The sequence below is a fragment of the Bacillus sp. CZDM1 genome (genome assembly GCF_055502545.1).
The window spans coordinates 265,155-290,073 of record NZ_JBUESO010000007.1; the positions used below are offsets into that span (position 1 = coordinate 265,155).

Sequence of the window (24,919 nt, forward strand, 5' to 3'; positions counted from 1 at the left end):
ACTGAATCGTCTTTTCTGATTCTATACACCCAACTGCTAGTATAGCCCTTTAGTATAACTTTCGTGGAGCCTTTCTGTAATCGATTCTGAACTGCTGCTTGGAAGTTTTGCATGCTCAAATAACATCTGTGCCGCAGACGGTAATGTTTTTTGAGCAGCCCAAGAGTTTGGATCCCAAACCCCAGATCGAATAAAAGCCTTTGCACAGTGAATGAAACATTCCTCTACTTCCACTCCAATACCAACAAGTGGTTTCCGGCCTTTTACCGCCATAGGTTCAAGCTGGTCTATATCTTTAACCAGAGTAGCCCTGCCATTAACTCTTAATGTTTCTCCTAAACCTGGTATAAAGAATAAAAGTCCCACTTTTGGATTTGACAAAATATTACGCATGGAATCTATTCTTTTATTTCCGGGCCTTTCTGGAATAATTAGATGCTTCTCATTTAGGACGTGTACGTAGCCTGGCATATCCCCTCGTGGAGAAACATCACAAAATCCCTCATGGTCAGAAGTTGACATAACTAAAAATGGTGACTTTGAAATAAAATGTGAACAATGATGATCTAAATAGTTAATTACCTTCCTCTTTACTAATTCGCTAGGAATTCCAATAAGAGAACGCAGTTCTTCTTCTGTCTCAATAACATCCTTAAACAACGTACACACCTCCACAAACACACTGACAATAATCTCCAGATTGATATTTATTTCCCGAGAAATCGACAAAAAACCGATCTCACATCTGTAGTACACTTACCATTTATTTCTTAACTTTCGACTAAATCCGAGCACTTACAGGCTGCTGGTTTAATAGGGAACATGCTTCTGACTAATGTCTCTAACATAACAGGAAGCTGCACAAACGCGCTTTCTATATGGAGCCGCTCTGTACGTTTGTGTGCATCTTTTCCGAAGGGGCCAACGTTTAATACAGGTCCTTGCAGCTCCTGCATTTCTGCAAAAGGAATGCTGTAGGTATCTCCCCATACCGGCGTATTACGTTCAAACATAGTCCACCCTTCACCTTTGTCATCATAAGAAACATAGCTAAGGTCACAGATTCCATTAAAGTAATGAATTTGATTTACCTCCAAATTAAACTGTTCCCTGCCAACTTTTTTGATTAAATGAATCGAATCGATGACAAGTTGATCCTTTGATGTATTGACAGCTGGGTAGTAAGGCGGTGCAAACAATAGAACCATTACGGGCCCAAGTTCTTGACACTGGATCATAAGTGAGTCAACAATACGGATAGATTTTTCACGATCATCCCATTTTGGGTTGTTTAAAGCGCTGTTCTTTATCCTTTTAATGGTTTCGGCACCTAATTTTTTTTCAGCATGCACAAGCAGCTCTTCATAGCTTAGAACGGTAACCTTACCTACTGGATTAACGCCTTCACGCTTACAAATTTCCGAATAAGCCGTATTACAGGCTTGTGCCGCATCTTCTGCCACTTTAGTAAAAATGTGCATTACCTCTTCTGCACCGCGCTTCATAAGAAAGACGTTGTAAAGAGCTGCGGCGCGATAGGGAGTTTGGGTCGAATATTCCATTTTTAAGTCCTTTTGATGAAGCGAAACAGGTAATGGCGTCTTTTCACCGAGGTCAGACTCTCGGAATAACGGATTCCATTCCATATGTTGTGTCAAAAAGGACGCCATAAAGTTAGCTGTCATGCCGCTCATTGGTTCCCCAACATGTGTTTCCTTACCGTAGAATAATACTGCCGGCATGATTTTCCCAATAGTTCCAGAATAAATATAATAATTCGGATCTCCTGGCTCCTGTGAAAAAGACGGTTCACTATTAAGGAATAATTTGTATGTTAATTGGTGCTGGTCTCGTAACCGAACTAATTCTGGGACCGCAGCACGCATGCCAGCTGAATTTACTTCTTCATCTGGTACTGTGACGAGCAATAAATTGATTGGCCACTTTTCGATACTGGCTTTTTCAATTAAAGCCATATGAAGGGCAAGGCCCATTTTCATGTCCATCGTCCCGCGGCCAAATAAATAGCTGCCAGATTCAAGATCGATACGTGCATCCTCTGGAAGCTCATCTAAACGCTGCCTCAATTTTTGAGTCAATTCCTTTGGCTGGAATGCGAATGGTTCGAGATCACCGTATTCTTCCGTATGAACAGTATCGAAATGACTGATAAGGACAATTGTTTCCGTCACTTCTGGATTTTTATATAAAGCAGTGACGACATTACGCCCTAATCCAGCATCATTAAGCTCTAAGTAAGATGGATTCTCCCTGAAGTAGTCTAACTCCATAAACTTTGCTTTTACCTTATGAGCGAATTCACACTCGCCTTCAGTAAGAGTTCTGCTCTGCCAGCTTACAAGCTCGCAAAGTAATGCGCACAATGATTCTGGTGTGCCCCATTTTACATTACTCATTTCAAAAACTCCTTTAGATTAAAAAATTTTTGGATGTGCAAGCATTTCTAACTACAAACAACCCTCAGAGCTGGAACCCGATACTACTGACTGCTTGTCTAATGTCTCAATAAATCGCTGGATCCGTTTCATTCCCTCTTCCAGCATTGGCATAGCATAAGCATAGGAGATGCGTATGTAGCCTTCCCCATGTTCTGTGAACGTACTGCCTGGAACAACGGCAACTCCACCTTCGTGCAATAGCCTTGTCGCGAATTCAAATGACGGCATCCCAAACTGTTTAATAGCCGGAAAGATATAGAACGCACCATTTGGTTTTACCACATCAAGTCCCATACTTGTGAGACGTTCGTAGACAAAATCTCGTCGTTTGATATATTCAACATTCATTTCTGAAGGAACATTCCGGCAGGAAGTCAGTGCCTCAATACCAGCATACTGACTCGGCAATGTCGCACAAATTGAGTTATATAAGTGTACCTTCACAACATGCTGCATAAGTCTTTCCGATCCAAATGTGAATCCAATTCTCCATCCGGTCATGGAATGCGATTTTGATAATCCATGGATGAGAAAAAGTCGATCCCGCAGCTGTGGGTAGGATGCAAAGGAGCGGTGTTCACCTGTGAAAGTGTTTTCACTGTAAATTTCATCAGAAACGATATATATATCCAGATTTTCTAGTACAGAAACAAGTTGATCCATCAATTCAGGATCAATTGTAACGCCAGTTGGATTGGATGGATAATTCAATAGAATTGCTTTTGTTTTTGGTGTCACCATCGCTAACAGCCGTTCTGGAGATGGAAGGAAGCCTGTATCCGCTGTATTAAAGTAAACTACTTTTGCCCCGCACAGTTCGATAATAGGTTCATAACCCGAATAAATTGGGGCAGGAATAATAACTTCGTCGTCTTCTTCGAGTATGGTTCGAAAAACAGAATCAATTCCTTCACTTGCTCCATTTGTAATGATAACTTCAGTTTCAGGATCATACGAAAACCCGTAGGTATCCTTGAAGAACGAAGCTGCAGCCTGTCTTAACTCCAGCAGGCCGGCATTATGAGAATAACCCGTTTGGTTGTTTTCAATGGCACGAATCCCTGCCTTTTTTACAGCATCAGGTGTTGGAAAATCTGGCTGGCCGATGGTTAAATTGATTGCATCCGGAAAATGAATCAGTTGATTGGAAAATTGTCTGATTCCAGGGACTTCCAATCTCTTTGCTTTTTGATTGATAGATAATGGCATATTTTTCACCTTTCCTAATGAAATCATCTAGTAGATATTGTTAAGGGATCCGTTAGTATCTAACATGTTTTGGCATCCCTATTTGGTTAAAGCGGCTTAACAGTTAGCTTATTCAAATAAGCCTGGCAGCCAAAGTGATAGTTCAGGTATATACGTAATAACCAACAAACAGATAATCATGGACACCATGAACGGTATAATAGCACGGACAATACGTTCGAACTTTACCTTTCCGACGCTTGAAGCAACGAAAAGATTGACACCAAGCGGCGGCGTAATAAAGCCAATAGCAAGGTTTGCAACGAGTATGACTCCGAAATGAATAGGATCAACACCAACCGCAGTCACAATTGGCAGTAAAATTGGCGTTAATACGACTAAGGCCGAGATTGTGTCAATAAACATCCCAACTATTAATAGTAAAATATTAATGGCGATTAAAATAATAACTGGGCTCGAAGAAAGTTCAGTAAGGAAACCTGAAATATCATTTGGAATCTGTTCGAGCGTCATAAAGTAAGCGAATGATACGGATAATCCGATAATAATCATTGTCGTCGCATTGATAATGACCGCTTCACGGAAGCTCTCAAAGATGCTATGCCAAGTTAATTCTTTATAGACAAACTTCCCAATAATTAAAGCATATACAACAGCGACAACGGCGGCTTCTGTTGGCGAGAAAATACCGCCGTATATACCTCCTAAGATAATGACTGGGATTAACAGCGCCCATTTTGCGTCACTTGTTGCTTTCCAAACACTTTTAAAATCCATTCTCTTTACATGTTCGGGTTTGTATCCATTTTTTTTCGAAATGATATAGGATGTAATCATTAATCCAATTCCTATGAGTAGTCCTGGAATAATTCCAGCTAGAAATAAACTTCCAACTGATACGCTTCCGATAACTCCATATAAAACAAACGGGATACTTGGTGGAATAATGACACCAATGGATCCGGCAGACGCTGAAACAGCAGCAGCAAATCCGCCATCATACTTTTTGGCAACCATCGCCGGGATCATAAATCCGCCAATTGCTGCAACAGTTGCAGGCCCCGACCCGGAAATCGCAGCAAAGAACATACAAGCAACGATTGTGACCATCGATAATCCGCCAGTCATCCAGCCCACCATCGCAGTTGCTAAATCAAGCAGGCGCTTTGACACTCCGCCTTTTCCCATTAGGATTCCTGCGAGCATGAAAAAGGGAATAGCTAATAGCGGAAAGGAGTCGAGTGAAGTGAACGCTTTTTGGGTAATGATATCTAGTGGCAGCGTTGAGCCAAAGTAAATGGCGACGAGGGCGGACACACCTAACGATATGGCTATCGGTACCCCAATTAACAGACAAATGAATAATGTTCCGAATAATAATGCAACCGTCATCCGATAATCTCCTCACTTTCTGGCTTCTCATAGTCCCCTCTCCAAATATCCACTAATTGCTGGATCAACCGGACTGCCATTCCGGCACCTCCAATTGGAACGGCCAAGTAAGCGATCCAAATTGGAATCTGCAGGGCAGGAGTAAGTTGTCCATGTTCGAAGCTTGCAATAACTAAATTTGTCCCAAATACAGCCAAAAATAAAGAAATAAAAAACCAAATAAGAACACCTAAACCTTCAAGTATCTTGCGGGGAGTACCATGAAAACGAGTGATAAACGCCTCAACGCGTATATGCTGACGGAGTTTAACTGCATAACTTGCTCCAATCCACACTTGGAAAATATGGATATAACGGGCTAGTTCTTCTGTCCAGCTAGGTGCTGTTTGAAACACATAACGTCCGATTACCTGCCCAAAAATAAGCAAAACCATAAGTGCCAGGGTTAAAACTAATATGATTTCTTCGAAGCGGGCGAATTTTTTCACCATTTTCTCTCACATCCCTTAATTAATAAGGAATCAAGACAGTGAATCTTGATTCCTCCTTTATCTACTTATTTGCATCCAATGCTTTATTTACTAATTCTTCACCAATTTCAGGAACATATTGATCATAAACTGACTTTGCCGCTTCACGGAATTGTTCGCGCTGCTCATCTGTCAGTTCATTTACCTTCATACCGGTTTCTTTTAGCTTTTCTAAGAATTCCACATCCTGCTTTTGAGCAAGTTCACGCTGTTCAGTACGGTATTCCTCTGAGGCCTTAACGACTAATTCCTGCAGATCTTTAGGAAGGCCATTATAAAAATTATTATTCATAAGAAGAATCGTTGCTGCATAAACGTGACCAGTCATGGTTAGGTAGTCTTGCACTTCATAAAACTTATTCGTGTAGTAAAGGGAGATTGGTGCTTCCATTGCATCATATGTTTTTTGCTGCAATGCCGTATATAATTCACCAAAGGCAAATGGTGATGCATTCGCTCCAAAGGATTTAAAGGTATCTGTATGAACTGGATTTTCTAATGTACGGAATTTCAGACCTTGTAAATCTTCTGGCTTTTCAATCGCTCCTGTATTATTGGACATGTTACGGAAACCATTTTCAGCAAATACAAGACCTTTTAAGTCATTCTTCTCTAACTCTTTTAGTAATTCTTGTCCAAGTTCACCATCCAGCGCTTTGTACGCAGCTTCGTGGTTATTGAAAAGGAATGGTAAGTCGAACACTAAAAATTTCTTGTTAAATGAAGCAAGCGGAGCTAAAGCTGGAATCGTCATTTCAATATTCCCAAGCTGTACCGCTTCAATGGCTTCACGGTCTGAGGGATAAAGCTGTCCATTAGGATACAATTCCACTTTCAAACGGCCATCTGATTCTTTTTCCAGTTTTTCTTTATAGGTTAATGCTGCCAGATGTGACGATTGTTCTTCTGATACTAAGTAAGCGATACGGATGGTATGTACTTCCTTATCCCCACCCTCACCTGATGTTTTAGCACTATCCTTCGGTCGGCCACAGCCTGTTATAACTAGAATACTGATGAGTAAAAATACGATTAACTTTTTCATTTGTTTTCCTCCTTATGGAAATAACTTAAAAATCGATTTTCTACGTTTTGCATATGTTCAAGCATGTTAACCTTTGCCAGTGAAACATTGTTAGCCTCTAGGGCTTCGGTTATCTGTACATGTTCCTCGTAGGCTTCGTATGCGCTCATCTGAAGTGTGTTTGATAAAACGAGGAATGCACGATTGATTCCCGTATTCATTTGATGAATCAATTCGGTGAATTTTGAGTTTCGGTTTCTCGATGCAAGGATCAAATGGAATTCTCGGTCCAATTCAATGAAATCATGGAACTGATTATTGGTAACCGCTTCCAACTGAAGAACTAAATTTTCCCGCAACTCGTTAATAATGTCTTCATCTAACGTCGCGGTAACCTTTTCAATATTGTAAATCTCTAACACGCGTCGAAGTTCCATATACTCGAGTGAATCTTCTATTGTGAAAGTTGCAACGGTCGCCGGGCGTCCTTTATGCAGCACAATAAGGCCCTCCATGGCTAACCTTCTAAGCGCTTCCCGAAGTGGAGTACGGCTAATGCCAAGGTCACTGGCTAATCTTTCTTCAGGCAGTTCCTCCTCTGGTGCAAGTTCAGCTGAGATAATCGCTTTCTTTAATAAGTTATAGGCTTGATCAGCCAATGAAACATTCTGACTAATTTTTTTCAAAGATTTCAACCTCACCTTCTACCTGTATACTGTATACAGATATATTAAGTTATCAGAATCTATTTGTAAATAAAATTTTTAGATTATTTTAAAGATTAGGATGATTTTTTATCTATTTATAGTGAGTTATGAAATAAAATTCGACACTTTGAGACAAATACTTTTAATCTAGCTAGGGGTAAAATAAAGCTAGTTTGAAAATTAATGTACAGATGAGGATGAACAGGATGGAATTAAATAAAGAATGTATGTATTGTATGAAGGATGAAAGACGGGACGACATTATGATTGAAATTTGCGATCTAGAGGTTTCAACAGTTTTTCTTTTTAAAGAACAGACATATACCGGCAGATGTAATGTGGTATACAAGGACCATGTAAAAGAACTATTTGAACTGGACAGCCAGGAGTTAGCGGCTTATATGAACGATGTGAAAAAGGTTGCAGCCGCAGTGGACAAGGCTTTCCAACCTGGTAAAATTAATTACGGAGCGTATGGAGATAAAATGCACCACCTACATATGCACATCGTGCCAAAATACGAGGATAAAGCAGATTGGGGTTCTACTTTTGAAATGAACCCAGGAAAAACATACTTAACAGAAGAACAATATAAGGAAATGATTGCAACAATAAAAGGATCACTGTAGAAATATTTAAAAGGATTGGGTCACTTGCACCGTGAGGCGCGAGAAACCCAATCCTTTTTATAACTACGATGGTAACTGGTACTTAAAGCACCTTACTTAAAAATGCCTTGGTCCGTTCATGCTGAGGGTTGCCGAATAACGCATTCGGTTCATTTTCTTCCACAATATATCCGCCGTCCATGAAAATAACACGGTCGCCAACTTCTCGTGCAAAGCCCATTTCATGGGTAACAACGACCATGGTCATCCCCTCTATCGCAAGCTGTTTCATGACTTCTAAAACATCACCGACCATTTCAGGATCCAGTGCAGAAGTCGGCTCGTCAAAGAGCATAATCTTCGGATTCATGGCAAGAGCCCTTGCAATCGCAACACGTTGCTTTTGTCCACCGGACAGTTCTCCCGGATAACTATTTGCTTTTTCTCTTAGTCCTACTTTATCTAGTAAATCAAGCGCTAGTTTCTCCGCTGCTGTTTTCTCTGTTGAATGAATCTTAATAGGCCCTAATGTGATGTTTTCTAAAACCGTTTTATGAGGGAATAGATTAAATTGTTGAAATACCATTCCAACCTCTTGTCTTACTTTGTTAAGATCGATTTTTTTGTCTGTAATATCATGTCCATTAATGACTACCTGACCGCCGGATATCTCTTCCAATCGATTTAAGCAGCGAAGGAACGTACTCTTACCTGAACCCGAAGGACCGATAACACATATTACCTCTTTTTCCTTCACTTCGGCATTAATATCTTTTAATACCTCTAGATTACCAAATGATTTTCTTAAGTTTTTTACGGTGATCATGCTCATCGAAGTTCAAACCTCCTCTCTACGAAATTAGCAAGAAGTGTTAACAAATAAATGATGATGAAGTAAATGATACCTACAGCCAGCCAAACCTTAAACGCTTCAAATGTTGCTGATGCTTGAATCTGACCTTGCTGAGTTAAATCGGCTATCCCAATGACCGATAAAAGCGAAGTATCTTTCAAGCTAATGATTGATTGATTCGTAATCGTTGGGAGCATTCTTCTAAAAGCCTGTGGAAGCACGATAAAGCGCATTGTTTGTGCACTCGTAAAGCCAATCGATCTAGCCGCTTCCGTTTGTCCTTTATCAATCGATTGAATACCAGCCCTGATAATTTCAGCAAAATACGCACCTGCATTGATGGCAACTGTAATGATTCCTGCTGTGGTATTGTCTAAGGAAATCACTTGCAGCGAATTTAACCCAAAATAGATAAAGAACAATTGCACAATAAATGGTGTTCCTCGAATGGCGTCTACATAAGCCTTTGCGATCCAATTTAAGATCTTAAGCGGTGCAAGCCGCAGCAAGGCAATCACTAAACCTATTAAAAAACCTAGTATAATAGCAATCAAAAAGATATAAAGTGTTACCTGAAGCCCTTTTACCAACATAGGTAAAGCAGAAACAATAATATCCACCTTTTTCATCCCCTTTCAAAAAGAAGGCGCGCTCGCTTTAAGCACGCCTTATCCTATTATTTTATTCACCAAGATACGTTTTTAAAATTTTGTCATAGGTTCCATCTTTTTTGAGTTCAGCAAGTCCATTGTTAATCTTTTCCAATAAATCCTGGTTTTTACCTTTTAATACAGCAATTCCGTATTGATCTCCATTTAAGCGATCCCCGACAGTTTTTAATCCAAGATCCTTCTGGGCAATGGCATATGTGATAACAGGGTAATCTTCAATTAGAGCATCTGCATTTCCATTCGATACTTCCTGGAACATCGCAGGGCTATCGTTAAATTGAACAACCTCAATTCCTAGTTTTGAAGCATTGTCTACAGCATATTTCGCACCTGACGTACCTTTTTTAACAGCAACCTTTTTCCCTTTAAGGTCATCAACCGATTTAATCGTTGAATTATCCTCTTTAACAACTGCGATTAATCCTGCGTCAAAATACGGTGTTGAGAAATCTACAATCTTTTTTCGATCATCTGTAATACTCATTCCTGCAATCGCCACGTCAAGCTGGTTAGCTTGCATTGCTGGGATAATTCCGCCAAAATCCATTGGAGAAAGTTCGATTTCAAACCCTTGATTTTTCGCAATTGCATTAATTAACTCGATGTCGATACCCTTATACTCGTCTCCTTCTTTAAATTCAAACGGTGGATAAGTTGTATCTACACCAACTTTATATACTTTTTCATTATCCCCACTTTTACTTGCTGTTTTATCGGTTCCACATGCCGCAATAAATAGAGTAAGAACCAAAAACAAAGTAAAAAGACCAAACTTTTTCATTTCATTCACTCCTCTTTTTTAAGTTATTACTATATTCATAGTAATTTTAACCCTTTTATACTATAACATAAATCGGAATAAATTTAATAGTGGAAATTCTTTAAATATAATAAATTCGAGAAGGAATAGGCTGACTTTCTTCTGTAAACATAGGAATTAAGCCCTTTAAATTTAAATATATACCAAAAAATTATTATTCTATATATTCTTTATTACAATTGCTAAGAATAATAAACTTGTAGAAATGACCGAAAAAACAAAAGAAGTACTGTTACTTAAAAAGGATGGTGCAAAATTGCACCACCCTTTTTTCTTTTAGTTCAATTCATAATAACTGCAGACAACCTGACCAACTGCTTTCGCAGCAACGAGCAGCGCATCTTCATCGATATCAAATTTCGGATGATGATTGAAGTAAGGCTTTTCTACCCCTTTTGGTGTACAAGCAATGTAAAAGAAGCAGGCTGGGAATTTTTCAGCATAATAAGCAAAGTCTTCAGATGGCGACAACGCCGGAAATTCCTTCACTTCTTTAATATCGTGATCCTTCATGGTTCGCAAGCTTTCCGCAACCATTGCCGTAAGCTCAGGGTCGTTGTATAAAGGCGGATAATCCGGAGTATAGGTAAGCTCACAGGTTACGCCAAATTCTTCTTCAATTCCTCTTACAATCCGTTTCACTTCTTTTTCAATCGTTTCTTTTGTTTCGACAGTCATATAGCGAATATCGCCTTCAAGTTCTACGCTGTCCTTGATCACGTTGAATGTCCCTTTTCCATCAAAAGATCCAATCGTAATAACACCCACATCGAAGGGACTTAATCTCCGACTAATAATCGTTTGAGCAGCCGTAACAAAATGTGCTGCAGCAACAATAGCATCGTTCGCTAGATGAGGAGAGGAACCATGCCCGCCTCTTCCTTGCACCTTCAATTTCATGTATGCTCGGCCATTGAAGGAATACCCGGCATGATAACCAACTGTCCCCGCAGGTCCCATCGGTAACAAATGAATGCCATAAATCGCATCTAAATCGTCAATCAAGCCAGACTCGACAATACTTTTTGCTCCGCCTGGCGGGACTTCTTCTGCATGTTGATGAATGATTTTGATGGTGCCTGGGATGGAATCTTTTAATTGGATTAAGCAATCAGCCAAAACTAACAAGTATGCCGTATGTCCGTCATGTCCGCATGCATGCATGACACCTTCATTCTTTGACTTAAACGGAACATCCGCCTCTTCTACAATAGGAAGGGCATCAAAATCAGCCCGAAGACCAATCGTTTTTCCAGGCTTTCCACCTTTAATCGTAACGATTATGCCATAACCGTTACCAACATTCGTTTGAATGTCCACATCTTTCCCTTTATAGAAATCCGCGATGTACTGAGCGGTTTTCTCCTCTTTAAAAGAGATCTCAGGATTTTCATGTAAATGGCGGCGGATTTGAATTATTTCTTCTTTACGCGATTCTAACATGCCCATTAAATCGCTTTTCATCATTTTCATCTCCCCTTTTGATGGCAAAGAATGAAAGGTATCTCCATTCTATCCTATCAATTAGTGACTTTCAGTTGAGTTATGGGGTCTGACCCTTTCGTATTATCTATAGGTTTTCCGAATATCAAAAAAGTGAATCGCATTACTTGTTAGATAGGTGAACGGCACTTTAGATATTTTTTACTTGTCTATCTGATAGATAAATCTCATCTTCGATCCATGTGTAAAATTCCATTAAGATATCGTCTCTATTTTTTACATCTGAGTGAATGTAATCAAATACTTCTGAGATGGCTTCTTGGATTTGTTCCTTAGGGAGTTTTTCAACATGTGAACTTGGACAAAAGTAAAGGTACATGGGAAGCCCGCCATTGAATGTCGGTAATTGATAAGGGATCGGTAACCTTTTGGCTCCTAATCTTTCGTAAAAGCAAATTCTTCTTAGTTGATTTTCTCTAGTAAATCCTTCAATATCCTCTGGAATCTCAACTTCAATAAATAATCCGATAAACCCATTTTGTTTCCAGTCTCTAAGTTTTTTAAATAAAAGAGATCCATATCCTGAACCGCGAAGTTGATTATCGATTGCTATATAATCAAGCCAAATCGCCTGCAAATGAATGAACTCGTAGATAAAGGCATACCCAACGATCTCATCAAGGACAGGATCTTTTGCTAATAGTAACTTGTATCTCCTTTTTGACATGAGCAGTTTAAGGTGCTCATAGCTTTTTAATTCGTCGCTCGGAAAATCAGCTATAAAGCGCTGATAAACATTCTTTAAATCACGGAGCGTTCCTTCTATTAATTTTATATCAGTGGCACCCATTTAGACCCACCTCTCTCTTATTCAGGTCTATCGATTTATTTATGTTATTTTAACATACTAGCACCTTTTCATATGTTTTCGAAAAATTTAGTCGGAATATCTCAAAAAAAAAGATCTTTCTTGTTGACAAGACCATTGTTTTTATATGATAATAAACATTGTATTAGAATTATTCTAATTTAGGTATTACTATTTGTTGTGAACAATTCTCACAACCAGGGAAAAATGCAGTTCCATTTTCCCTAACAAATTTTAGGAGGAAATAGATTATGTCATTAATTGGAAAAGAAGTATCAGCATTCAACGCAAAAGCTTATTTTAACGGAGATTTTATCAGTGTTAGTGAAGCAAACTTTAAAGGTAAATGGAGTGTTGTTTGCTTCTACCCTGCAGATTTCACATTCGTATGCCCTACTGAATTAGAAGACTTACAAAACCAATACGCAACGCTAAAAGATCTTGGTGTTGAAGTATATTCTGTTTCAACAGATACTCACTTCACACACAAAGCATGGCACGATAACTCAGAAACAATCGGTAAAATTGAATATATTATGATTGGTGACCCATCTCAAAAGCTTACTCGCATCTTTGATGTATTAGATGAAGAAGAAGGTCTTGCACAACGTGGAACGTTCATCATTGATCCAGAAGGCGTTGTACAAGCTATGGAAATCAATGCAGACGGTATCGGCCGTGACGCTAGCACACTTGTTAATAAAATCAAAGCAGCACAATATGTACGTAACAATCCAGGTGAAGTTTGCCCGGCTAAATGGCAGGAAGGTTCTGCAACACTTAAGCCAAGTCTTGACCTAGTAGGAAAAATTTAAGTTTAAGGAGTAGATAAAATGTTACTAGATGCAGATATAAAAGCACAGTTATCCCAGTATCTTCAACTGATGGAAGGCGATATCCTTCTTAAAGTCTCAGCAGGAACCGATGACGTATCTCGCGACATGCTGCTATTGATTGATGAATTGGCAGCCATGTCCTCTAACATTAAGGTTGAAAAAACAGAACTAGAGAGAACACCAAGCTTTAGTGTAAATCGCATTGGTGAAGACACTGGTGTAACATTTGCTGGTATTCCTCTAGGACATGAATTCACTTCCTTAGTATTGGCTCTCTTGCAGGTTAGCGGAAGAGCTCCAAAGGTTGATCAGAAAGTAATCGACCAAATTAAAGCAATCAAAGGTGAATACCGCTTTGAATCTTATATCAGCTTAACATGCCATAACTGCCCTGATGTTGTCCAAGCCTTGAACATCATGAGCATTCTCAACCCTGGTATTGCACATACCATGATTGACGGTGCAGCGTATAAAGCTGAGGTTGATGCGAAGGACATCATGGCGGTTCCAACAGTTTTCTTAAATGGAGAAAACTTTGGCGGCGGCCGTATGAGTATTGAAGAAATCCTTGCTAAAATGGGTTCTGGTACAGATGCTTCTGAGCTTTCTGATAAGGAACCATTTGATGTGCTCGTTGTCGGCGGTGGACCTGCTGGTGCAAGTGCAGCAATCTATGCGGCTCGTAAAGGCATTCGTACAGGTATCGTCGCTGAACGCTTTGGCGGTCAGGTTATGGATACGATGGGTATTGAGAACTTTATCGGTACGAAATACACGGAAGGTCCTAAAGTGGCGGCAAGTCTTGAAGAGCATGTCAAAGAATATGACATTGATGTAATGAATCTTCAGCGAGCGAAATCTTTGGAAAAAAATGAATTTGTAGAAGTTGAACTTGAAAACGGTGCGGTTTTAAAAAGTAAAACCGTTATCCTTTCAACTGGTGCCCGCTGGCGCAATGTTGGCGTCCCAGGCGAAGCAGAGTTCAAGAACAAAGGTGTAGCTTATTGCCCACACTGTGATGGTCCGTTGTTTGCTGGAAAACGCGTTGCTGTTATTGGCGGCGGGAATTCTGGTATTGAGGCTGCCATCGACCTTGCAGGAATTGTGAAACATGTAACGGTTCTTGAGTTTGCAGCTGAACTGAAAGCTGATGCCGTACTGCAGGATCGTCTTTACAGCCTGCCAAATGTAACAGTCATCAAGAATGCTCAAACAAAAGAAATCACTGGTACTGACAAAGTAAATGGTATTTCTTATATGGATCGTGAAACAGAAGAAGTTAAGCATATTGAATTAGAAGGTATTTTCGTTCAAATCGGTCTTGTTCCTAACACAGACTGGTTAGGCGAAAGTATGGAACGTACTCGTATGGGTGAAATTGTTGTCGACAAACATGGCGCAACAAGCATCCCTGGCGTATTTGCCGCAGGCGACTGTACAGATAGTGCTTATAAGCAAATCATTATCTCTATGGGATCAGGTGCAACAGCAGCCTTAGGTGCGTTCGATTATCTCATTCGAAATTAATATCAATATAAAATGAAAGAACTCGTCTAAACAGACGAGTTCTTTTTCAGTAAAAGAGCCCTTCTCAAATGAGAGGGGCTCTAAAGTTTGATTTAAGCAAAGATGGCGCGAACCTCATCAAGCGAGCTATTTATGAAATCCTGCAGCCTCTGTAAAAATGACTGCCCTTCTTCTGATTGCAAAAATGTAGAGATTTCACTTAATTGCTCTTTTACCTGATTCCAGTCAATATCCATCGCCTTCAGACTGCTGAAGAATTCTACTAACCTATCTAATTCTGCATCTGTTAACGTTATCCCAAGCTCCGCTGCAACTTGTTCAATTAAGGCGCGCAAGTCAGCTTCCGTTTTCGGCTCATTCTTGGCGATTTCTTCTTTGACTTTTCCCATGAGAGCAGCAGCATTGTCGGCCCCAATCGAGTCACCGAGCTGTGCGGTTTTCACCATTTCCTCATTCGCCGCTTTTTTGATTTCTTCCGGAATTTCTTTATTCGTTGTTGCTTCATATGCTTTCATAATTCCTGTCAAAGCAGCTGTACCGGAAACATCAAACGGAGCGGAAATCCTTATAGCTGCATCCTTTACACCAGCTGTAGTAAGGGCATTGATATACATTTCATCCGTAACCCATGTAATGTTGTTCGTTTGCACATCTAACCCAGAATACTTTGCACCCATGGTTATGCTCGCAGATGAAATCGCACGTGATCCAATTTGTGCCTTAGGAATAAACTCCCCTAAATAATCATGCTCTTCTTGATTGGATACCGTAATCGTCTTTGCATTTTCCGGTACCTCTAACTCTGCTAACATATCATTTTTTTGCTGTTCCGTTAGGTTTTCTCCTAATGAAACGATCGTATCCCCTTCTACTGCATCTGCAAAACTAATAGAAGGAACTGCTACTAGCATCATTATCATAAGCAACAGTGCCTGTAATTTTTGTTTCATTGTTAGACCTCCTTTAATACATGCAGCCGTTCAGATAAGAATCGCTCATGTTCCGCCAATTTATAGTTGAAAAATTGGCTTTGCATAATCTTAACATAGCTTTTTAGTATTTCATGAAAAGAATGGGTAACATTTATGCTAATTCTATTAAGACTATTACATAGTAGATAGTAATGTTACTTCCTTTAGATAAAAACACAAAAAAGCTTACGAAATGTAGCCTTTATACGCGTTTTATTACAGGCTAAAATAGATACATTCACAAAACTAGAGACAAATTCTTAGAGAATTTTACATTTGCATCATAAATTAAAAGGCTGTTGAACGTGGGTTCACCAGCCTTTTTTATTGGATATAGACTTATGTCTTAAACAGCCGTCTGAACCTCTTTCTCTCGCATTTTTTTGTTTAGTGAAAGCTGGTGAAGGGTTATTTCCGGACGGCTGCCAAGTCTGATATTTATTGATGTTTGCCCTAAGCCTTCACTGATATAAAAAGGTTTATCCTCATGATAATGCAGCCCTTTAATCATATTCATCTGCATCATTTTCCTTCCCAATTTTGCGAGATGGTACGGTTTAGGCCAGTATATTTGGCCGCCATGGAAATGGCCTGATAATAGATAATCGAAATGCCAATCCTTCATGCTTAGAACGATATTAGGGTCATGCGTTAAAACTAAATGGTATCCGTCCCTTAAACCTTTGTAAGATGATTGCAGATTACTTCTTTTTGTGTGCAGGTCGTCAATACCAATAATATGAACTGGGCTTCCTTCAACCATAATAGTTTCATTTTCATTTTGAAGCGTTTTACAGCCATGTAGTTCCAATGTATTTCTTAATCGTTCAAAGTCCACTTGTTTTAATTTGTAATCATGATTTCCAAACACGACGTAAACTCCATAACATGGGTTTAACTTGTTAAAAACGTTTAAATAAGGAATGAGCTTTGGAATACTGCGTTTTTTATCAAGATAGTCCCCCGTTAAAGCGATTAAATCAATTTTCTCTCCCGCTAGCTTGTTATAGAGTTGTTCAGGAGAAACAGAAATCTTTTCTAAATGTATATCTGAGATGTGTAAAATATTTAAATGAGGTCCTTGCAACTGATCAGAATCTATATGAGATAAATGAACTTTATTTAAAGTAACTTTATGAGTATTTTGGTATGCCCTATAGAAAAGGAGTAAAATACTTAAAAATACAAGAATAAAAAAGAATAATATCAATTATATCTCCTCCTTCCATCCTATTATAAAGAAATTAAAAGAAATAGTTAGCGGGAATTAATGGAGGAAAAGGAATAACAACACCTTTACTGTTTATTACCGATTTTTACCTTTCTTGAATTTTATTTAAAAAGTATAAAAAGGCCGCTTCCTTCTTAATCTAATATTGTTCTTTCAGAAGAAGAAACTATTAGATATTTAGTGAGGAGCTTTGGATTGCAATTATCACCAAGAATTTATCACTCATTGATTCGACCTAAATGGTTTACAAAATTATATATTCAAAATCATATTCAGAAGCATTTTAATTTTTCAGATAAAAAAGTGTTGGATTTTGGAGCTGGAACCGGGGCAAACTGCACCCTATGTATACCTGATCATTATTTTGGGATTGATCCAGATTCCTACAGGGTTGAATTTGCCAAAAAATTGTATAACCAGTACCGATTTGAAACGTTTAAGGGAAATGAACTTCCTGCAGACAACTACAGCTTTGATTATATTTTAATTATTGCTGTCCTGCACCATATCCCTCCAGAAATGGTTTATGGGTATGTAAAAGAATTCAAGCGAGTCTTAAAACCAGATGGTAGAATCGTTGTGATAGAACCTTGCTTGTTTGAAAAGTCTCCTATCAGTAATTGGTTTATGAGAACGAATGATAAAGGCGATTACATTTTACGGGAAGAAGAGTATCTAAATTACTTTACAAAGGAAAAATTCCATTGCCAGGTTCTAAAAAAATATAAAAAGTGTTTTTTTTACAATGAGCTATATTTTTCAGCTTCATTATAATGACATGGAAAAAAAAGCAGAAACTCCAGCCTAACGGCGGAAGTCCTGCCTTTTTATTCTTCTATTTGTTTGTAAAAGAATTTTTGTTCGGTATTAATTCCTTTGAAAACTCCATTAAATTTGCCATTTTGGGCATCGGGATAATATTTCCGAATCGAGAATTATTCATTACGTTTTGAACAGAATTCGGCATATTTCTGTTTCTATTTCTTCTAAATCCATATGCTGCTGCGCTCAATCCCAAACCCAAAATAGACGCCCATAGCATTCCTCGATTATTTCTTCTTCTGCCAAACATCTTTAAAATATTCTGTTTTCTCCCTATTTTGTAAAGAGCCGTTATCCAGTTATTCAATTTCAAACACTCCCTCGATAGAGAACTTGGAAAGAAAAATTTATCACCTTCCATATTCTATTATTCCATTCACTGGTTTGAGCATGCTGGCAATGTTTTGCTATGGACTTAACTTTCAAAAATGGCTTCGAAAAATGAGATTGCGCCACTATCGCTTTTTAGGGTAATAAATGAAATACTGGACAACCTATAAAAAATTAATGGGATATAAAGGAGTGAACAAAGAAGTGAAAAGATATAGAAGCTGTACAACCATTCATATACTATTGCTATTGATTGTTATAGCAGTTTTTATTTGGTCCGTTATTAAGCCAGAACGATATGTAACATGGACGTTGGAAGTACTTCCTGCCGTTGTGATCATAATCATAGCATTGACTACATATCATAAGTTTCGACTCACTACACTTTCCTATTTCATTATCGCAATTCTTTCGATTATTATGTTCATAGGCGGCCATTATACCTATTCAAAGGTTCCCCTTTTTAATTGGATAAAAGATTATTTTGATCTAAATAGGAATCACTATGATAGATTTGGACATTTACTAAAGGGTTTGTTTGCGATTGTGATAAGAGAAATATTAATGCGAAAAAGCCCGTTAACAATTGGATGGTGGCTCTATTTCGTTACCTTAAGTTTTTCATTGGCCATTGGAGCTTTATATGAAATCATTGAATGGCTGTCAACAAAAATCGACAAAGGTGGAAAAGCTACTGAAGAGTTTTTAGGAATGCAAGGTGATATTTGGGATGCACAGTGGGATATGTCGTTAACATTAATTGGCTCTATCCTTGCACTACTTATCTTTTCAAACCTGCATAACAAGCTGTTAGGAAAAAAAGAATAAAAAGACCTCTTTAAAAAATAATCCTTGTACTTCTGGCTTATGAGTATCCCCATAGATAAATCTAGGGGTTTCGAAAGAATAGTCTTAAAAAGCACCATTGTCTTTACGTGGGCTACCACAAGTCCCGCTAGTACATCAGGCCGAAGCCTTCAGCTTTGCATGTCTATTTTTTATGATGATTTTCTGTGGAGCTTGAAGGAATTGATTTTTTGCAAGTCCTTCAAAAGCATTCTTTACATGTTTTCGAACAATATTAAAGGCGCCATTTACATCTGCATGGATTAGAATTTTTGAGCCCTTTATTTTGTAAAAAGCTCTAGTGCTTCGATACCCACTAAAAGTAGTTTGATGTTTTTCACCAAATGTAGGAATGGGGTCATGATTCAAGAAACTAGACTTGGAGGTGTAGCTTTCTTCCCTATCAATGACTTGAACCCCTTTTAGCTCAGCTTTGTATCGAATCATTTCAATGAAAGTAGCATATGGAATTTGAATGAAGGTTTGCTTATTTGCCTTTTTCATATCAACCTCTAATTTCCAGCCAACATTCCTTCCAATAATAATTGTATCGATGCTTCTTTCTAGGGCAATTTCCACCACTTTAGCGCTAGCCTTATGCAAAAAATCCATGACACGATTATTTCTTTTTCGATCCAACGATATCATTCGGTTAGTGGTAAATATCCCTTCTTTGGGACCTTTGCCATTTCGAATAATACTCATGTACTTTCCCTTTAATTTGTTATAGTATTGATTAATTGATTTTAACCTTGTGCCCTTGATAAGCAGAGGCTTTTGCCCCGTATTATCGACGATAGTTGCCAGGTTATCAACTCCTAAATCAATACCCATTACTCGTTTTGGCTCAAATACCAATTCATTAAATTGCTTTTCAGTTCGTTGGATTTCCTTGTCTTGTTTACCTTTAAAAATGACTTCCATTACATAACGACCATAGGACGGGACAATTCGAACCTGTTGCAGTTTTCCTTTGGATTGAGCCACTTTTCCCAAGTTTAACTTTAGATGGGTTCCAGGTAATTTAAGAACATTTCCTTCTTTGATCGTCGTTATTTGATTGGTTAAATAACACGTGGTTCTTCCATTTTTTTGTTTGTATTTTGGAATCTTTGGCTTACCGGAAAAGATGGCAGGATTGATTTTATATTTCTTAGAGGCTTCAAAGAAACTTTTCCAATCATCATATACTTTTCTCATTGTTTGTTGATTGGATTGGGAGGGCATAGAAATGTAATCTACTTGTTTCATCACTTTAAATAAGGCTTCTACAAAGCCATATCCAATAAATGATTTTTCATGATGGGGCATCACAAATGGCTTCAACTTTACATCAATTAATTTACCGCTTTTATCTACTTTCTTAGGTTTAATCTTTTCTATTTCATAGCTTTTCTGACGAATCTCATTCATTTTAGGTAAATTTGTTTTAATATCCCTTAGAACTTGAAGTTGATTTTCATTTCTCGTTTCTTTTTTTAGCGCCGTGTAAACCTGTCTAATATAGTAATTGGTTATGCTGTACAAGTTTTTCGCTTTAAAACATAGAGAATCACAGTAATCGAACAATTCATGGTCTGGATGTATTTGTATTTTATAGGCACTATACATTACGTTCACCTCCCTCTCAAGGAACGTATGTTCTATCCTTGCTTTTATTATACCAATAGTTTTATAGGAAGTATAGCAAGAGCTCTGACTTTATCCCTAAATAAATACAGCTTATATCCCCATATCTAAAGCTAGGGGTTTTACGCTGCTTTTTGATAAGATTCACAGCCCAACAAAAAGGAGCCTTAAGCCCCTAAAACTATATTGTCTTTATTGTAAATGCTTTGGCGGGGCGTTTTTATGTGCATTATTCTGAACTTCTGCGAATATGTCCTCTTGGCTTTCGACTTCATACTTTTTGTTTATCAAGTTTAATATCTCGTTTATATGAGTAAGTTGAGAATTACTTGGTATTAAATTAACTATTGCCTGTTTGAAATCTTCAAAATCCTTTTTCGTTACAGGTTGAGCATCCTGTTTCAACTCCAAACCTAATTGACCATTTGGTTCTAACGTTGCCCATTTTACATCACTTATCTTAGATACACTATTTTGTCTTAATTTCATTTCAAGTTGGTCCACCGTTAACCTAAGTTTCATTAAGTTTTTTTCATTCAATGTTCCGTTATCGATTACCACCTTTGCTTTCCCTGTAATCATTTTTTCAAATCTGTCAGATTTCATTTGTATAAATTCCATTATTAATAGTGTTCCGACAAGAACTCCACCAACCAAAAAGGTTGTCCAAATATCCTTTCCTGCCACAGGTTGAATAAGTAAAGTCCCAATAGCAATCATAATAACGGTTTCAGCCAATGTCATTTGTGAAATTGTTTTCCTGCCTGCAATTCTTAAAAGTACTGTTCCTGCAATAACAATCACTATTGCTTTCCATAAATAATCCCATTCCATATAATAAATAACCACCATTTCATTTAAAAAGAATTAATTATATCCTTACCAATTTACCCTCTATTATCCATAAAAACGTATCTATTATTAATTCGAACTTAGGTACATTTGAGAGGAAGTTTTTTATGTTAGCTGAAATCTTTGCCACGCTTTTTGATGTTATTCTACCACTCTCTATACCTGTCTTAGCAGGGGCTTGGACTACCCTATTGTCCTTTTTCCTGAGACAAACATAAAAAGAACGTTAGTTCGGTAAAAACACTACTATAGTAACTGTTTTAATAGATTCTGAATTGTTAAACTATTAATAACTCCCTAGAATACACAGAAAACCAATTCTGTCAGGAGGGATACGAATGGAACAAAGATTACATCTAATTCCGTATCAAGTGAATGAAGTGGTCGAAGTGGTGTCTGAGGTGCCAAAAGGCATTGAGATGATTGAGGCTCCAAAAATCTGGGAGAAATCGAAAGGTAAGGGAATCACAGTTGCAATATTAGACACAGGCTGCGATGTCACCCATGCTGATTTAAGTGAACGGATTATCGGCGGACGGAATTTCACGAATGATGATAATGGAAATCCTAATGTCTACACTGACTATAATGGTCATGGAACACATGTGGCGGGCACCATTGCTGCTATCCAAAACAATAATGGAGTAATTGGTGTGGCACCTGAAGCAAATTTACTGATTTTAAAAGTGCTCGATAAAAATGGTTCAGGACAATACGACTGGATTATCAATGGCATTAACTATGCCGTTGAACAGAAGGCGGATATTATCTCTATGAGCCTCGGCGGTTCCGCGGATGTACCTGAATTGCATCAAGCGCTTCAAAACGCAATCGCCAACCAAATTCTTGTCGTTTGTGCCGCTGGAAATGAGGGAGATGGACAGGATTCTTCTGATGAATTCTCTTATCCTGCCTCCTATAATGAAGTCATCAGCGTTGGAGCCATTGATCTGCAGCGCCGTTCTTCTGAGTTTTCAAATTCGAATAATGAAGTCGACTTAGTAGCGCCTGGTGAAGAAATCCTTTCAACCTATTTAAACGGCACTTATGCAAAACTATCCGGAACTTCGATGGCAACACCGCATGTATCCGGTGCACTTGCACTCATAAAAGATATTGTCACAAAAAAATTCGCGCGAAATCTGACAGAGCCTGAGCTTTATGCGCAATTAATAAAGAGAACAGTTCCACTAGGAAACTCTCCAAAACTTGAAGGCAATGGATTCCTGTACTTAACTGCAGAGGACTACTTATCGGATGTGTTTAATCAAAAAGTATCTGCTCAGGTGTTGAAAATATAGGCTCTTTTCGTAAACTTTGTTGCTTTCTGAACAAATTATTATAAATTAATCGCTACTTCGAACAAGTTTGATGAATTATAGAGATATGGTGTTTGAACCAGAGGTGACTTTAGACAAGCTTGATGAATCTAAAAGTCATGGTGTCCGAACCTGCGGCAACTTCAGACAAGCTTGATGAATCTAAGAGCAATGGTGTCCGAACCTGTGGCAACTTCAGACAGGTTTGATGAATCTAAGAGTCATGGTGTCCGAACCTGTGGCAACTTCAGACAGGTTTGATGAATTTAAGAGTCATGGTGTCCGAACCTGTGGCAACTTCAGACAAGCTTGATGAATCTAAGAGTCATGGTGCCCGAACCATAGGCGACTTAAGCAAAAAACGTTATTAACCAAAAATAAAAACAACAATCTTTGCGAAAACAGCCAAAATATAAAGAAAAAAGCATCTCGACAACCGTACTAAATAAATGAGGAAATTGCTGCATATAAAAAGGACGCTTCCAGTTCGATGGGAGCGTCCTTTTTTATACAGCAATTTTTAGACATAGAAAAACACCTTAACAAGGTGGTTGTATTAGTTGAATGTAATATTATGGCGGGTCTAAATTGGAGCGGGTGATGAGAATCGAACTCACAACATCAGCTTGGAAGGCTGAGGTTTTACCACTAAACTACACCCGCATATTAAAATTTGGAGGCAGCACCCGGATTTGAACCGGGGGTAAAGGTTTTGCAGACCTCTGCCTTACCACTTGGCTATGCTGCCCTGTTAAAGAGCATCCCAATTTATAAGATATGGTGGAGGGGGACGGATTCGAACCGCCGAACCCTGAGGGAGCGGATTTACAGTCCGCCGCGTTTAGCCACTTCGCTACCCCTCCATGTATATGACTAATAATTTTCTAAAAAAAATGATGGCTCAGGACGGAATCGAACCGCCGACACAAGGATTTTCAGTCCTTTGCTCTACCGACTGAGCTACTGAGCCATACAATCTATATCTATATCAACAGTAGAGTTAACCTACTGATATAAAAAATGGCGGTCCGGACGGGACTCGAACCCGCGACCTCCTGCGTGACAGGCAGGCATTCTAACCAACTGAACTACCGGACCAATGTTATTTCAAGTGTTTTTCTTGAAAATAAGAAATTAGAATTTATGGAGGAGGAAGAGGGATTCGAACCCCCGCGCGGTATGACCCGCCTGTCGGTTTTCAAGACCGATCCCTTCAGCCAAACTTGGGTATTCCTCCGAATAAGTGGAGCCTAGCGGGATCGAACCGCTGACCTCCTGCGTGCAAAGCAGGCGCTCTCCCAGCTGAGCTAAGGCCCCATATCATTATTATCTAGAATGGTCGGGAAGACAGGATTCGAACCTGCGACCCCTTGGTCCCAAACCAAGTGCTCTACCAAGCTGAGCTACTTCCCGTAAAATATGGCGCGCCCGAAAGGAGTCGAACCCATAACCTTCTGATCCGTAGTCAGACACTCTATCCAATTGAGCTACGGGCGCATTATAATGGAGCGGAAGACGGGATTCGAACCCGCGACCCCCACCTTGGCAAGGTGGTGTTCTACCACTGAACTACTTCCGCATTTATGTTAGTTATTTAGAGTTAAAAAACTTAAGTGCGGGTGAAGGGAGTCGAACCCCCACGCCTTGCGGCGCCAGATCCTAAGTCTGGTGCGTCTGCCAATTCCGCCACACCCGCATATTTAATAATCATTTTACTATAGAAAATGGAAGATTATTTTGCTAGCGCAAAAAGTCTTGGTTATTTTCTTATGAAAATAACTTGGTGAGCCATGAAGGACTCGAACCTTCGACCCTCTGATTAAAAGTCAGATGCTCTACCAACTGAGCTAATGGCTCATGCAAGGAAAGTTATTTTCGCTATCGCGAAAAAACTCTGGTGCCGGCGAGAGGACTTGAACCCCCAACCTACTGATTACAAGTCAGTTGCTCTACCAATTGAGCTACCCCGGCA

At 38.8% G+C, this 24,919-nt stretch carries 23 protein-coding genes and 13 tRNA genes; 6 read left to right on the forward strand and 30 right to left on the reverse strand.

Translation table 11 applies throughout. The features are described 5' to 3' along the window. Positions 1 to 36: 36 nt before the first annotated feature. The 7 genes from ACY3XC_RS17870 to ACY3XC_RS17900 all read right to left on the reverse strand — a co-directional run bounded on the left by ACY3XC_RS17870 (position 37) and on the right by ACY3XC_RS17900 (position 7,300). Positions 37 to 660 (reverse strand): pyridoxamine 5'-phosphate oxidase family protein, encoded by a 624-nt coding sequence (locus tag ACY3XC_RS17870; RefSeq protein WP_464869756.1) that lies wholly within the window; start codon positions 658 to 660, stop codon positions 37 to 39. Positions 661 to 770: 110 nt separating this feature from the next. Next, positions 771 to 2,417: a M20/M25/M40 family metallo-hydrolase gene (locus ACY3XC_RS17875; RefSeq protein WP_464869757.1), complete on the reverse strand. Its 1,647-nt coding sequence runs from the start codon at positions 2,415 to 2,417 to the stop codon at positions 771 to 773. A 51-nt stretch (positions 2,418 to 2,468) separates the two neighbouring features. Then, entirely contained in the window at positions 2,469 to 3,668 is a 1,200-nt protein-coding gene (locus tag ACY3XC_RS17880) for an aminotransferase class I/II-fold pyridoxal phosphate-dependent enzyme (RefSeq protein ID WP_464869758.1), read from the reverse strand. Positions 3,669 to 3,776: 108 nt separating this feature from the next. Next, entirely contained in the window at positions 3,777 to 5,060 is a 1,284-nt protein-coding gene (locus ACY3XC_RS17885; RefSeq protein WP_464869759.1) for a TRAP transporter large permease, read from the reverse strand. Then, positions 5,057 to 5,551 carry a TRAP transporter small permease gene (locus ACY3XC_RS17890; RefSeq protein WP_179161562.1) on the reverse strand — a complete coding sequence of 165 codons (495 nt, stop codon included), beginning with the start codon at positions 5,549 to 5,551 and terminating at the stop codon, positions 5,057 to 5,059. The genes ACY3XC_RS17885 and ACY3XC_RS17890 overlap by 4 nt, the downstream gene beginning before the upstream one ends. A gap of 61 nt (positions 5,552 to 5,612) precedes the next feature. Further along, positions 5,613 to 6,635 (reverse strand): TRAP transporter substrate-binding protein, encoded by a 1,023-nt coding sequence (locus ACY3XC_RS17895; protein ID WP_464869760.1) that lies wholly within the window; start codon positions 6,633 to 6,635, stop codon positions 5,613 to 5,615. Next, positions 6,632 to 7,300 (reverse strand): GntR family transcriptional regulator, encoded by a 669-nt coding sequence (locus ACY3XC_RS17900; RefSeq protein ID WP_464869761.1) that lies wholly within the window; start codon positions 7,298 to 7,300, stop codon positions 6,632 to 6,634. Before ACY3XC_RS17900 ends, ACY3XC_RS17895 begins: the two co-directional genes overlap by 4 nt. A 227-nt stretch (positions 7,301 to 7,527) precedes the next feature. Between ACY3XC_RS17900 and ACY3XC_RS17905 the strand changes: the two genes are divergently transcribed. After that, complete coding sequence (locus ACY3XC_RS17905; protein WP_464869762.1) at positions 7,528 to 7,950, forward strand: HIT family protein; 423 nt, start codon at positions 7,528 to 7,530, stop codon at positions 7,948 to 7,950. Positions 7,951 to 8,032: 82 nt separating this feature from the next. Here ACY3XC_RS17905 and ACY3XC_RS17910 read toward each other — a convergent pair whose 3' ends face one another. The 5 genes from ACY3XC_RS17910 to ACY3XC_RS17930 all read right to left on the reverse strand — a co-directional run bounded on the left by ACY3XC_RS17910 (position 8,033) and on the right by ACY3XC_RS17930 (position 12,566). Next, the gene (locus ACY3XC_RS17910) at positions 8,033 to 8,761 is read right to left on the reverse strand and encodes an amino acid ABC transporter ATP-binding protein (RefSeq protein WP_306430713.1); all 729 of its coding nucleotides are present in this window, start codon (positions 8,759 to 8,761) and stop codon (positions 8,033 to 8,035) included. Beyond that, the gene (locus ACY3XC_RS17915) at positions 8,758 to 9,402 is read right to left on the reverse strand and encodes an amino acid ABC transporter permease (RefSeq protein ID WP_179156818.1); all 645 of its coding nucleotides are present in this window, start codon (positions 9,400 to 9,402) and stop codon (positions 8,758 to 8,760) included. Before ACY3XC_RS17915 ends, ACY3XC_RS17910 begins: the two co-directional genes overlap by 4 nt. A gap of 61 nt (positions 9,403 to 9,463) precedes the next feature. After that, positions 9,464 to 10,234 (reverse strand): transporter substrate-binding domain-containing protein, encoded by a 771-nt coding sequence (locus tag ACY3XC_RS17920; RefSeq protein WP_464869763.1) that lies wholly within the window; start codon positions 10,232 to 10,234, stop codon positions 9,464 to 9,466. 315 nt (positions 10,235 to 10,549) lie between these two features. After that, a complete protein-coding gene (locus tag ACY3XC_RS17925) occupies positions 10,550 to 11,737 on the reverse strand; it encodes an amidohydrolase (protein ID WP_464869784.1) in 1,188 nt (395 codons plus the stop codon). A gap of 169 nt (positions 11,738 to 11,906) precedes the next feature. Next, positions 11,907 to 12,566, reverse strand: coding sequence for a GNAT family N-acetyltransferase (locus ACY3XC_RS17930; RefSeq protein ID WP_464869764.1), 660 nt, complete (start codon positions 12,564 to 12,566; stop codon positions 11,907 to 11,909). 269 nt (positions 12,567 to 12,835) lie between these two features. Here ACY3XC_RS17930 and ahpC point away from each other — a divergent pair, with 269 nt between their 5' ends. Then, positions 12,836 to 13,399, forward strand: coding sequence for an alkyl hydroperoxide reductase subunit C (gene ahpC, locus ACY3XC_RS17935; protein ID WP_179156822.1), 564 nt, complete (start codon positions 12,836 to 12,838; stop codon positions 13,397 to 13,399). Positions 13,400 to 13,417: 18 nt separating this feature from the next. Beyond that, positions 13,418 to 14,947 carry an alkyl hydroperoxide reductase subunit F gene (gene ahpF / locus ACY3XC_RS17940; RefSeq protein WP_464869765.1) on the forward strand — a complete coding sequence of 510 codons (1,530 nt, stop codon included), beginning with the start codon at positions 13,418 to 13,420 and terminating at the stop codon, positions 14,945 to 14,947. A gap of 92 nt (positions 14,948 to 15,039) precedes the next feature. Here ahpF and ACY3XC_RS17945 read toward each other — a convergent pair whose 3' ends face one another. After that, complete coding sequence (locus ACY3XC_RS17945; RefSeq protein ID WP_464869766.1) at positions 15,040 to 15,897, reverse strand: DUF1002 domain-containing protein; 858 nt, start codon at positions 15,895 to 15,897, stop codon at positions 15,040 to 15,042. Positions 15,898 to 16,264: 367 nt separating this feature from the next. Then, complete coding sequence (locus ACY3XC_RS17950; RefSeq protein WP_464869767.1) at positions 16,265 to 17,128, reverse strand: metallophosphoesterase; 864 nt, start codon at positions 17,126 to 17,128, stop codon at positions 16,265 to 16,267. A 216-nt stretch (positions 17,129 to 17,344) separates the two neighbouring features. Here ACY3XC_RS17950 and ACY3XC_RS17955 point away from each other — a divergent pair, with 216 nt between their 5' ends. After that, positions 17,345 to 17,923, forward strand: coding sequence for a class I SAM-dependent methyltransferase (locus ACY3XC_RS17955; protein ID WP_464869768.1), 579 nt, complete (start codon positions 17,345 to 17,347; stop codon positions 17,921 to 17,923). 61 nt (positions 17,924 to 17,984) lie between these two features. On the opposite strand, the gene ACY3XC_RS17960 is transcribed toward ACY3XC_RS17955, so the two are convergent. Further along, positions 17,985 to 18,278 (reverse strand): hypothetical protein, encoded by a 294-nt coding sequence (locus ACY3XC_RS17960; protein ID WP_464869769.1) that lies wholly within the window; start codon positions 18,276 to 18,278, stop codon positions 17,985 to 17,987. Between the two features lie 200 nt (positions 18,279 to 18,478). Between ACY3XC_RS17960 and ACY3XC_RS17965 the strand changes: the two genes are divergently transcribed. Then, a complete protein-coding gene (locus ACY3XC_RS17965; protein ID WP_464869785.1) occupies positions 18,479 to 19,129 on the forward strand; it encodes a DUF2238 domain-containing protein in 651 nt (216 codons plus the stop codon). A gap of 135 nt (positions 19,130 to 19,264) precedes the next feature. Here the strand turns inward: ACY3XC_RS17965 and ACY3XC_RS17970 are convergent, their stop codons facing one another. Together ACY3XC_RS17970 and ACY3XC_RS17975 are read right to left on the reverse strand one after the other, a co-directional pair. Continuing rightward, positions 19,265 to 20,758 (reverse strand): RNA-guided endonuclease InsQ/TnpB family protein, encoded by a 1,494-nt coding sequence (locus ACY3XC_RS17970; protein WP_464869770.1) that lies wholly within the window; start codon positions 20,756 to 20,758, stop codon positions 19,265 to 19,267. Positions 20,759 to 20,968: 210 nt separating this feature from the next. Beyond that, positions 20,969 to 21,610, reverse strand: a complete 642-nt coding sequence (locus ACY3XC_RS17975) for a DUF421 domain-containing protein (RefSeq protein WP_179156828.1) — start codon at positions 21,608 to 21,610, stop codon at positions 20,969 to 20,971. 356 nt (positions 21,611 to 21,966) lie between these two features. Between ACY3XC_RS17975 and ACY3XC_RS17980 the strand changes: the two genes are divergently transcribed. Further along, positions 21,967 to 22,929, forward strand: a complete 963-nt coding sequence (locus tag ACY3XC_RS17980) for a S8 family peptidase (RefSeq protein WP_464869771.1) — start codon at positions 21,967 to 21,969, stop codon at positions 22,927 to 22,929. A gap of 607 nt (positions 22,930 to 23,536) precedes the next feature. On the opposite strand, the gene ACY3XC_RS17985 is transcribed toward ACY3XC_RS17980, so the two are convergent. The 13 genes from ACY3XC_RS17985 to ACY3XC_RS18045 all read right to left on the reverse strand — a co-directional run bounded on the left by ACY3XC_RS17985 (position 23,537) and on the right by ACY3XC_RS18045 (position 24,918). Next, positions 23,537 to 23,610: transfer RNA gene (locus tag ACY3XC_RS17985), tRNA-Gly, on the reverse strand. Between the two features lie 11 nt (positions 23,611 to 23,621). Then, positions 23,622 to 23,695, reverse strand: a tRNA-Cys gene (locus ACY3XC_RS17990). Positions 23,696 to 23,725: 30 nt separating this feature from the next. Further along, a tRNA-Tyr gene (locus ACY3XC_RS17995) sits at positions 23,726 to 23,810 on the reverse strand. Between the two features lie 34 nt (positions 23,811 to 23,844). After that, positions 23,845 to 23,917 (reverse strand) — tRNA-Phe (locus ACY3XC_RS18000). A gap of 51 nt (positions 23,918 to 23,968) precedes the next feature. Beyond that, positions 23,969 to 24,045: transfer RNA gene (locus ACY3XC_RS18005), tRNA-Asp, on the reverse strand. 46 nt (positions 24,046 to 24,091) lie between these two features. Continuing rightward, positions 24,092 to 24,184: transfer RNA gene (locus ACY3XC_RS18010), tRNA-Ser, on the reverse strand. Between the two features lie 7 nt (positions 24,185 to 24,191). Then, positions 24,192 to 24,264: transfer RNA gene (locus ACY3XC_RS18015), tRNA-Ala, on the reverse strand. Between the two features lie 19 nt (positions 24,265 to 24,283). After that, positions 24,284 to 24,360, reverse strand: a tRNA-Pro gene (locus tag ACY3XC_RS18020). 7 nt (positions 24,361 to 24,367) lie between these two features. Then, a tRNA-Arg gene (locus ACY3XC_RS18025) sits at positions 24,368 to 24,444 on the reverse strand. A gap of 7 nt (positions 24,445 to 24,451) precedes the next feature. Continuing rightward, positions 24,452 to 24,526 (reverse strand) — tRNA-Gly (locus tag ACY3XC_RS18030). A gap of 35 nt (positions 24,527 to 24,561) precedes the next feature. Next, positions 24,562 to 24,643 (reverse strand) — tRNA-Leu (locus tag ACY3XC_RS18035). An 85-nt stretch (positions 24,644 to 24,728) separates the two neighbouring features. After that, positions 24,729 to 24,804: transfer RNA gene (locus ACY3XC_RS18040), tRNA-Lys, on the reverse strand. 38 nt (positions 24,805 to 24,842) lie between these two features. Continuing rightward, positions 24,843 to 24,918 (reverse strand) — tRNA-Thr (locus ACY3XC_RS18045). Between the last annotated feature and the right edge of the window lies 1 nt (position 24,919).

What these genes read in the sequence shown, in the direction of transcription:
- ahpC (WP_179156822.1), top strand. Translation starts at nt 12,836, where the DNA reads ATGTCATTAATTGGAAAAGAAGTATCAGCATTCAACGCAAAAGCTTAT.
- ACY3XC_RS17890 (WP_179161562.1), bottom strand. Translation starts at nt 5,551, where the DNA reads ATGGTGAAAAAATTCGCCCGCTTCGAAGAAATCATATTAGTTTTAACC.
- ACY3XC_RS17875 (WP_464869757.1), bottom strand. Translation starts at nt 2,417, where the DNA reads ATGAGTAATGTAAAATGGGGCACACCAGAATCATTGTGCGCATTACTT.
- ACY3XC_RS17980 (WP_464869771.1), top strand. Translation starts at nt 21,967, where the DNA reads ATGGAACAAAGATTACATCTAATTCCGTATCAAGTGAATGAAGTGGTC.
- ACY3XC_RS17965 (WP_464869785.1), top strand. Translation starts at nt 18,479, where the DNA reads ATGGGATATAAAGGAGTGAACAAAGAAGTGAAAAGATATAGAAGCTGT.
- ACY3XC_RS17925 (WP_464869784.1), bottom strand. Translation starts at nt 11,737, where the DNA reads ATGAAAAGCGATTTAATGGGCATGTTAGAATCGCGTAAAGAAGAAATA.
- ACY3XC_RS17895 (WP_464869760.1), bottom strand. Translation starts at nt 6,635, where the DNA reads ATGAAAAAGTTAATCGTATTTTTACTCATCAGTATTCTAGTTATAACA.
- ACY3XC_RS17930 (WP_464869764.1), bottom strand. Translation starts at nt 12,566, where the DNA reads ATGGGTGCCACTGATATAAAATTAATAGAAGGAACGCTCCGTGATTTA.
- ACY3XC_RS17885 (WP_464869759.1), bottom strand. Translation starts at nt 5,060, where the DNA reads ATGACGGTTGCATTATTATTCGGAACATTATTCATTTGTCTGTTAATT.
- ACY3XC_RS17920 (WP_464869763.1), bottom strand. Translation starts at nt 10,234, where the DNA reads ATGAAAAAGTTTGGTCTTTTTACTTTGTTTTTGGTTCTTACTCTATTT.
- ACY3XC_RS17970 (WP_464869770.1), bottom strand. Translation starts at nt 20,758, where the DNA reads ATGTATAGTGCCTATAAAATACAAATACATCCAGACCATGAATTGTTC.
- ACY3XC_RS17945 (WP_464869766.1), bottom strand. Translation starts at nt 15,897, where the DNA reads ATGAAACAAAAATTACAGGCACTGTTGCTTATGATAATGATGCTAGTA.
- ACY3XC_RS17880 (WP_464869758.1), bottom strand. Translation starts at nt 3,668, where the DNA reads ATGCCATTATCTATCAATCAAAAAGCAAAGAGATTGGAAGTCCCTGGA.
- ACY3XC_RS17905 (WP_464869762.1), top strand. Translation starts at nt 7,528, where the DNA reads ATGGAATTAAATAAAGAATGTATGTATTGTATGAAGGATGAAAGACGG.
- ahpF (WP_464869765.1), top strand. Translation starts at nt 13,418, where the DNA reads ATGTTACTAGATGCAGATATAAAAGCACAGTTATCCCAGTATCTTCAA.
- ACY3XC_RS17910 (WP_306430713.1), bottom strand. Translation starts at nt 8,761, where the DNA reads ATGAGCATGATCACCGTAAAAAACTTAAGAAAATCATTTGGTAATCTA.
- ACY3XC_RS17975 (WP_179156828.1), bottom strand. Translation starts at nt 21,610, where the DNA reads ATGGAATGGGATTATTTATGGAAAGCAATAGTGATTGTTATTGCAGGA.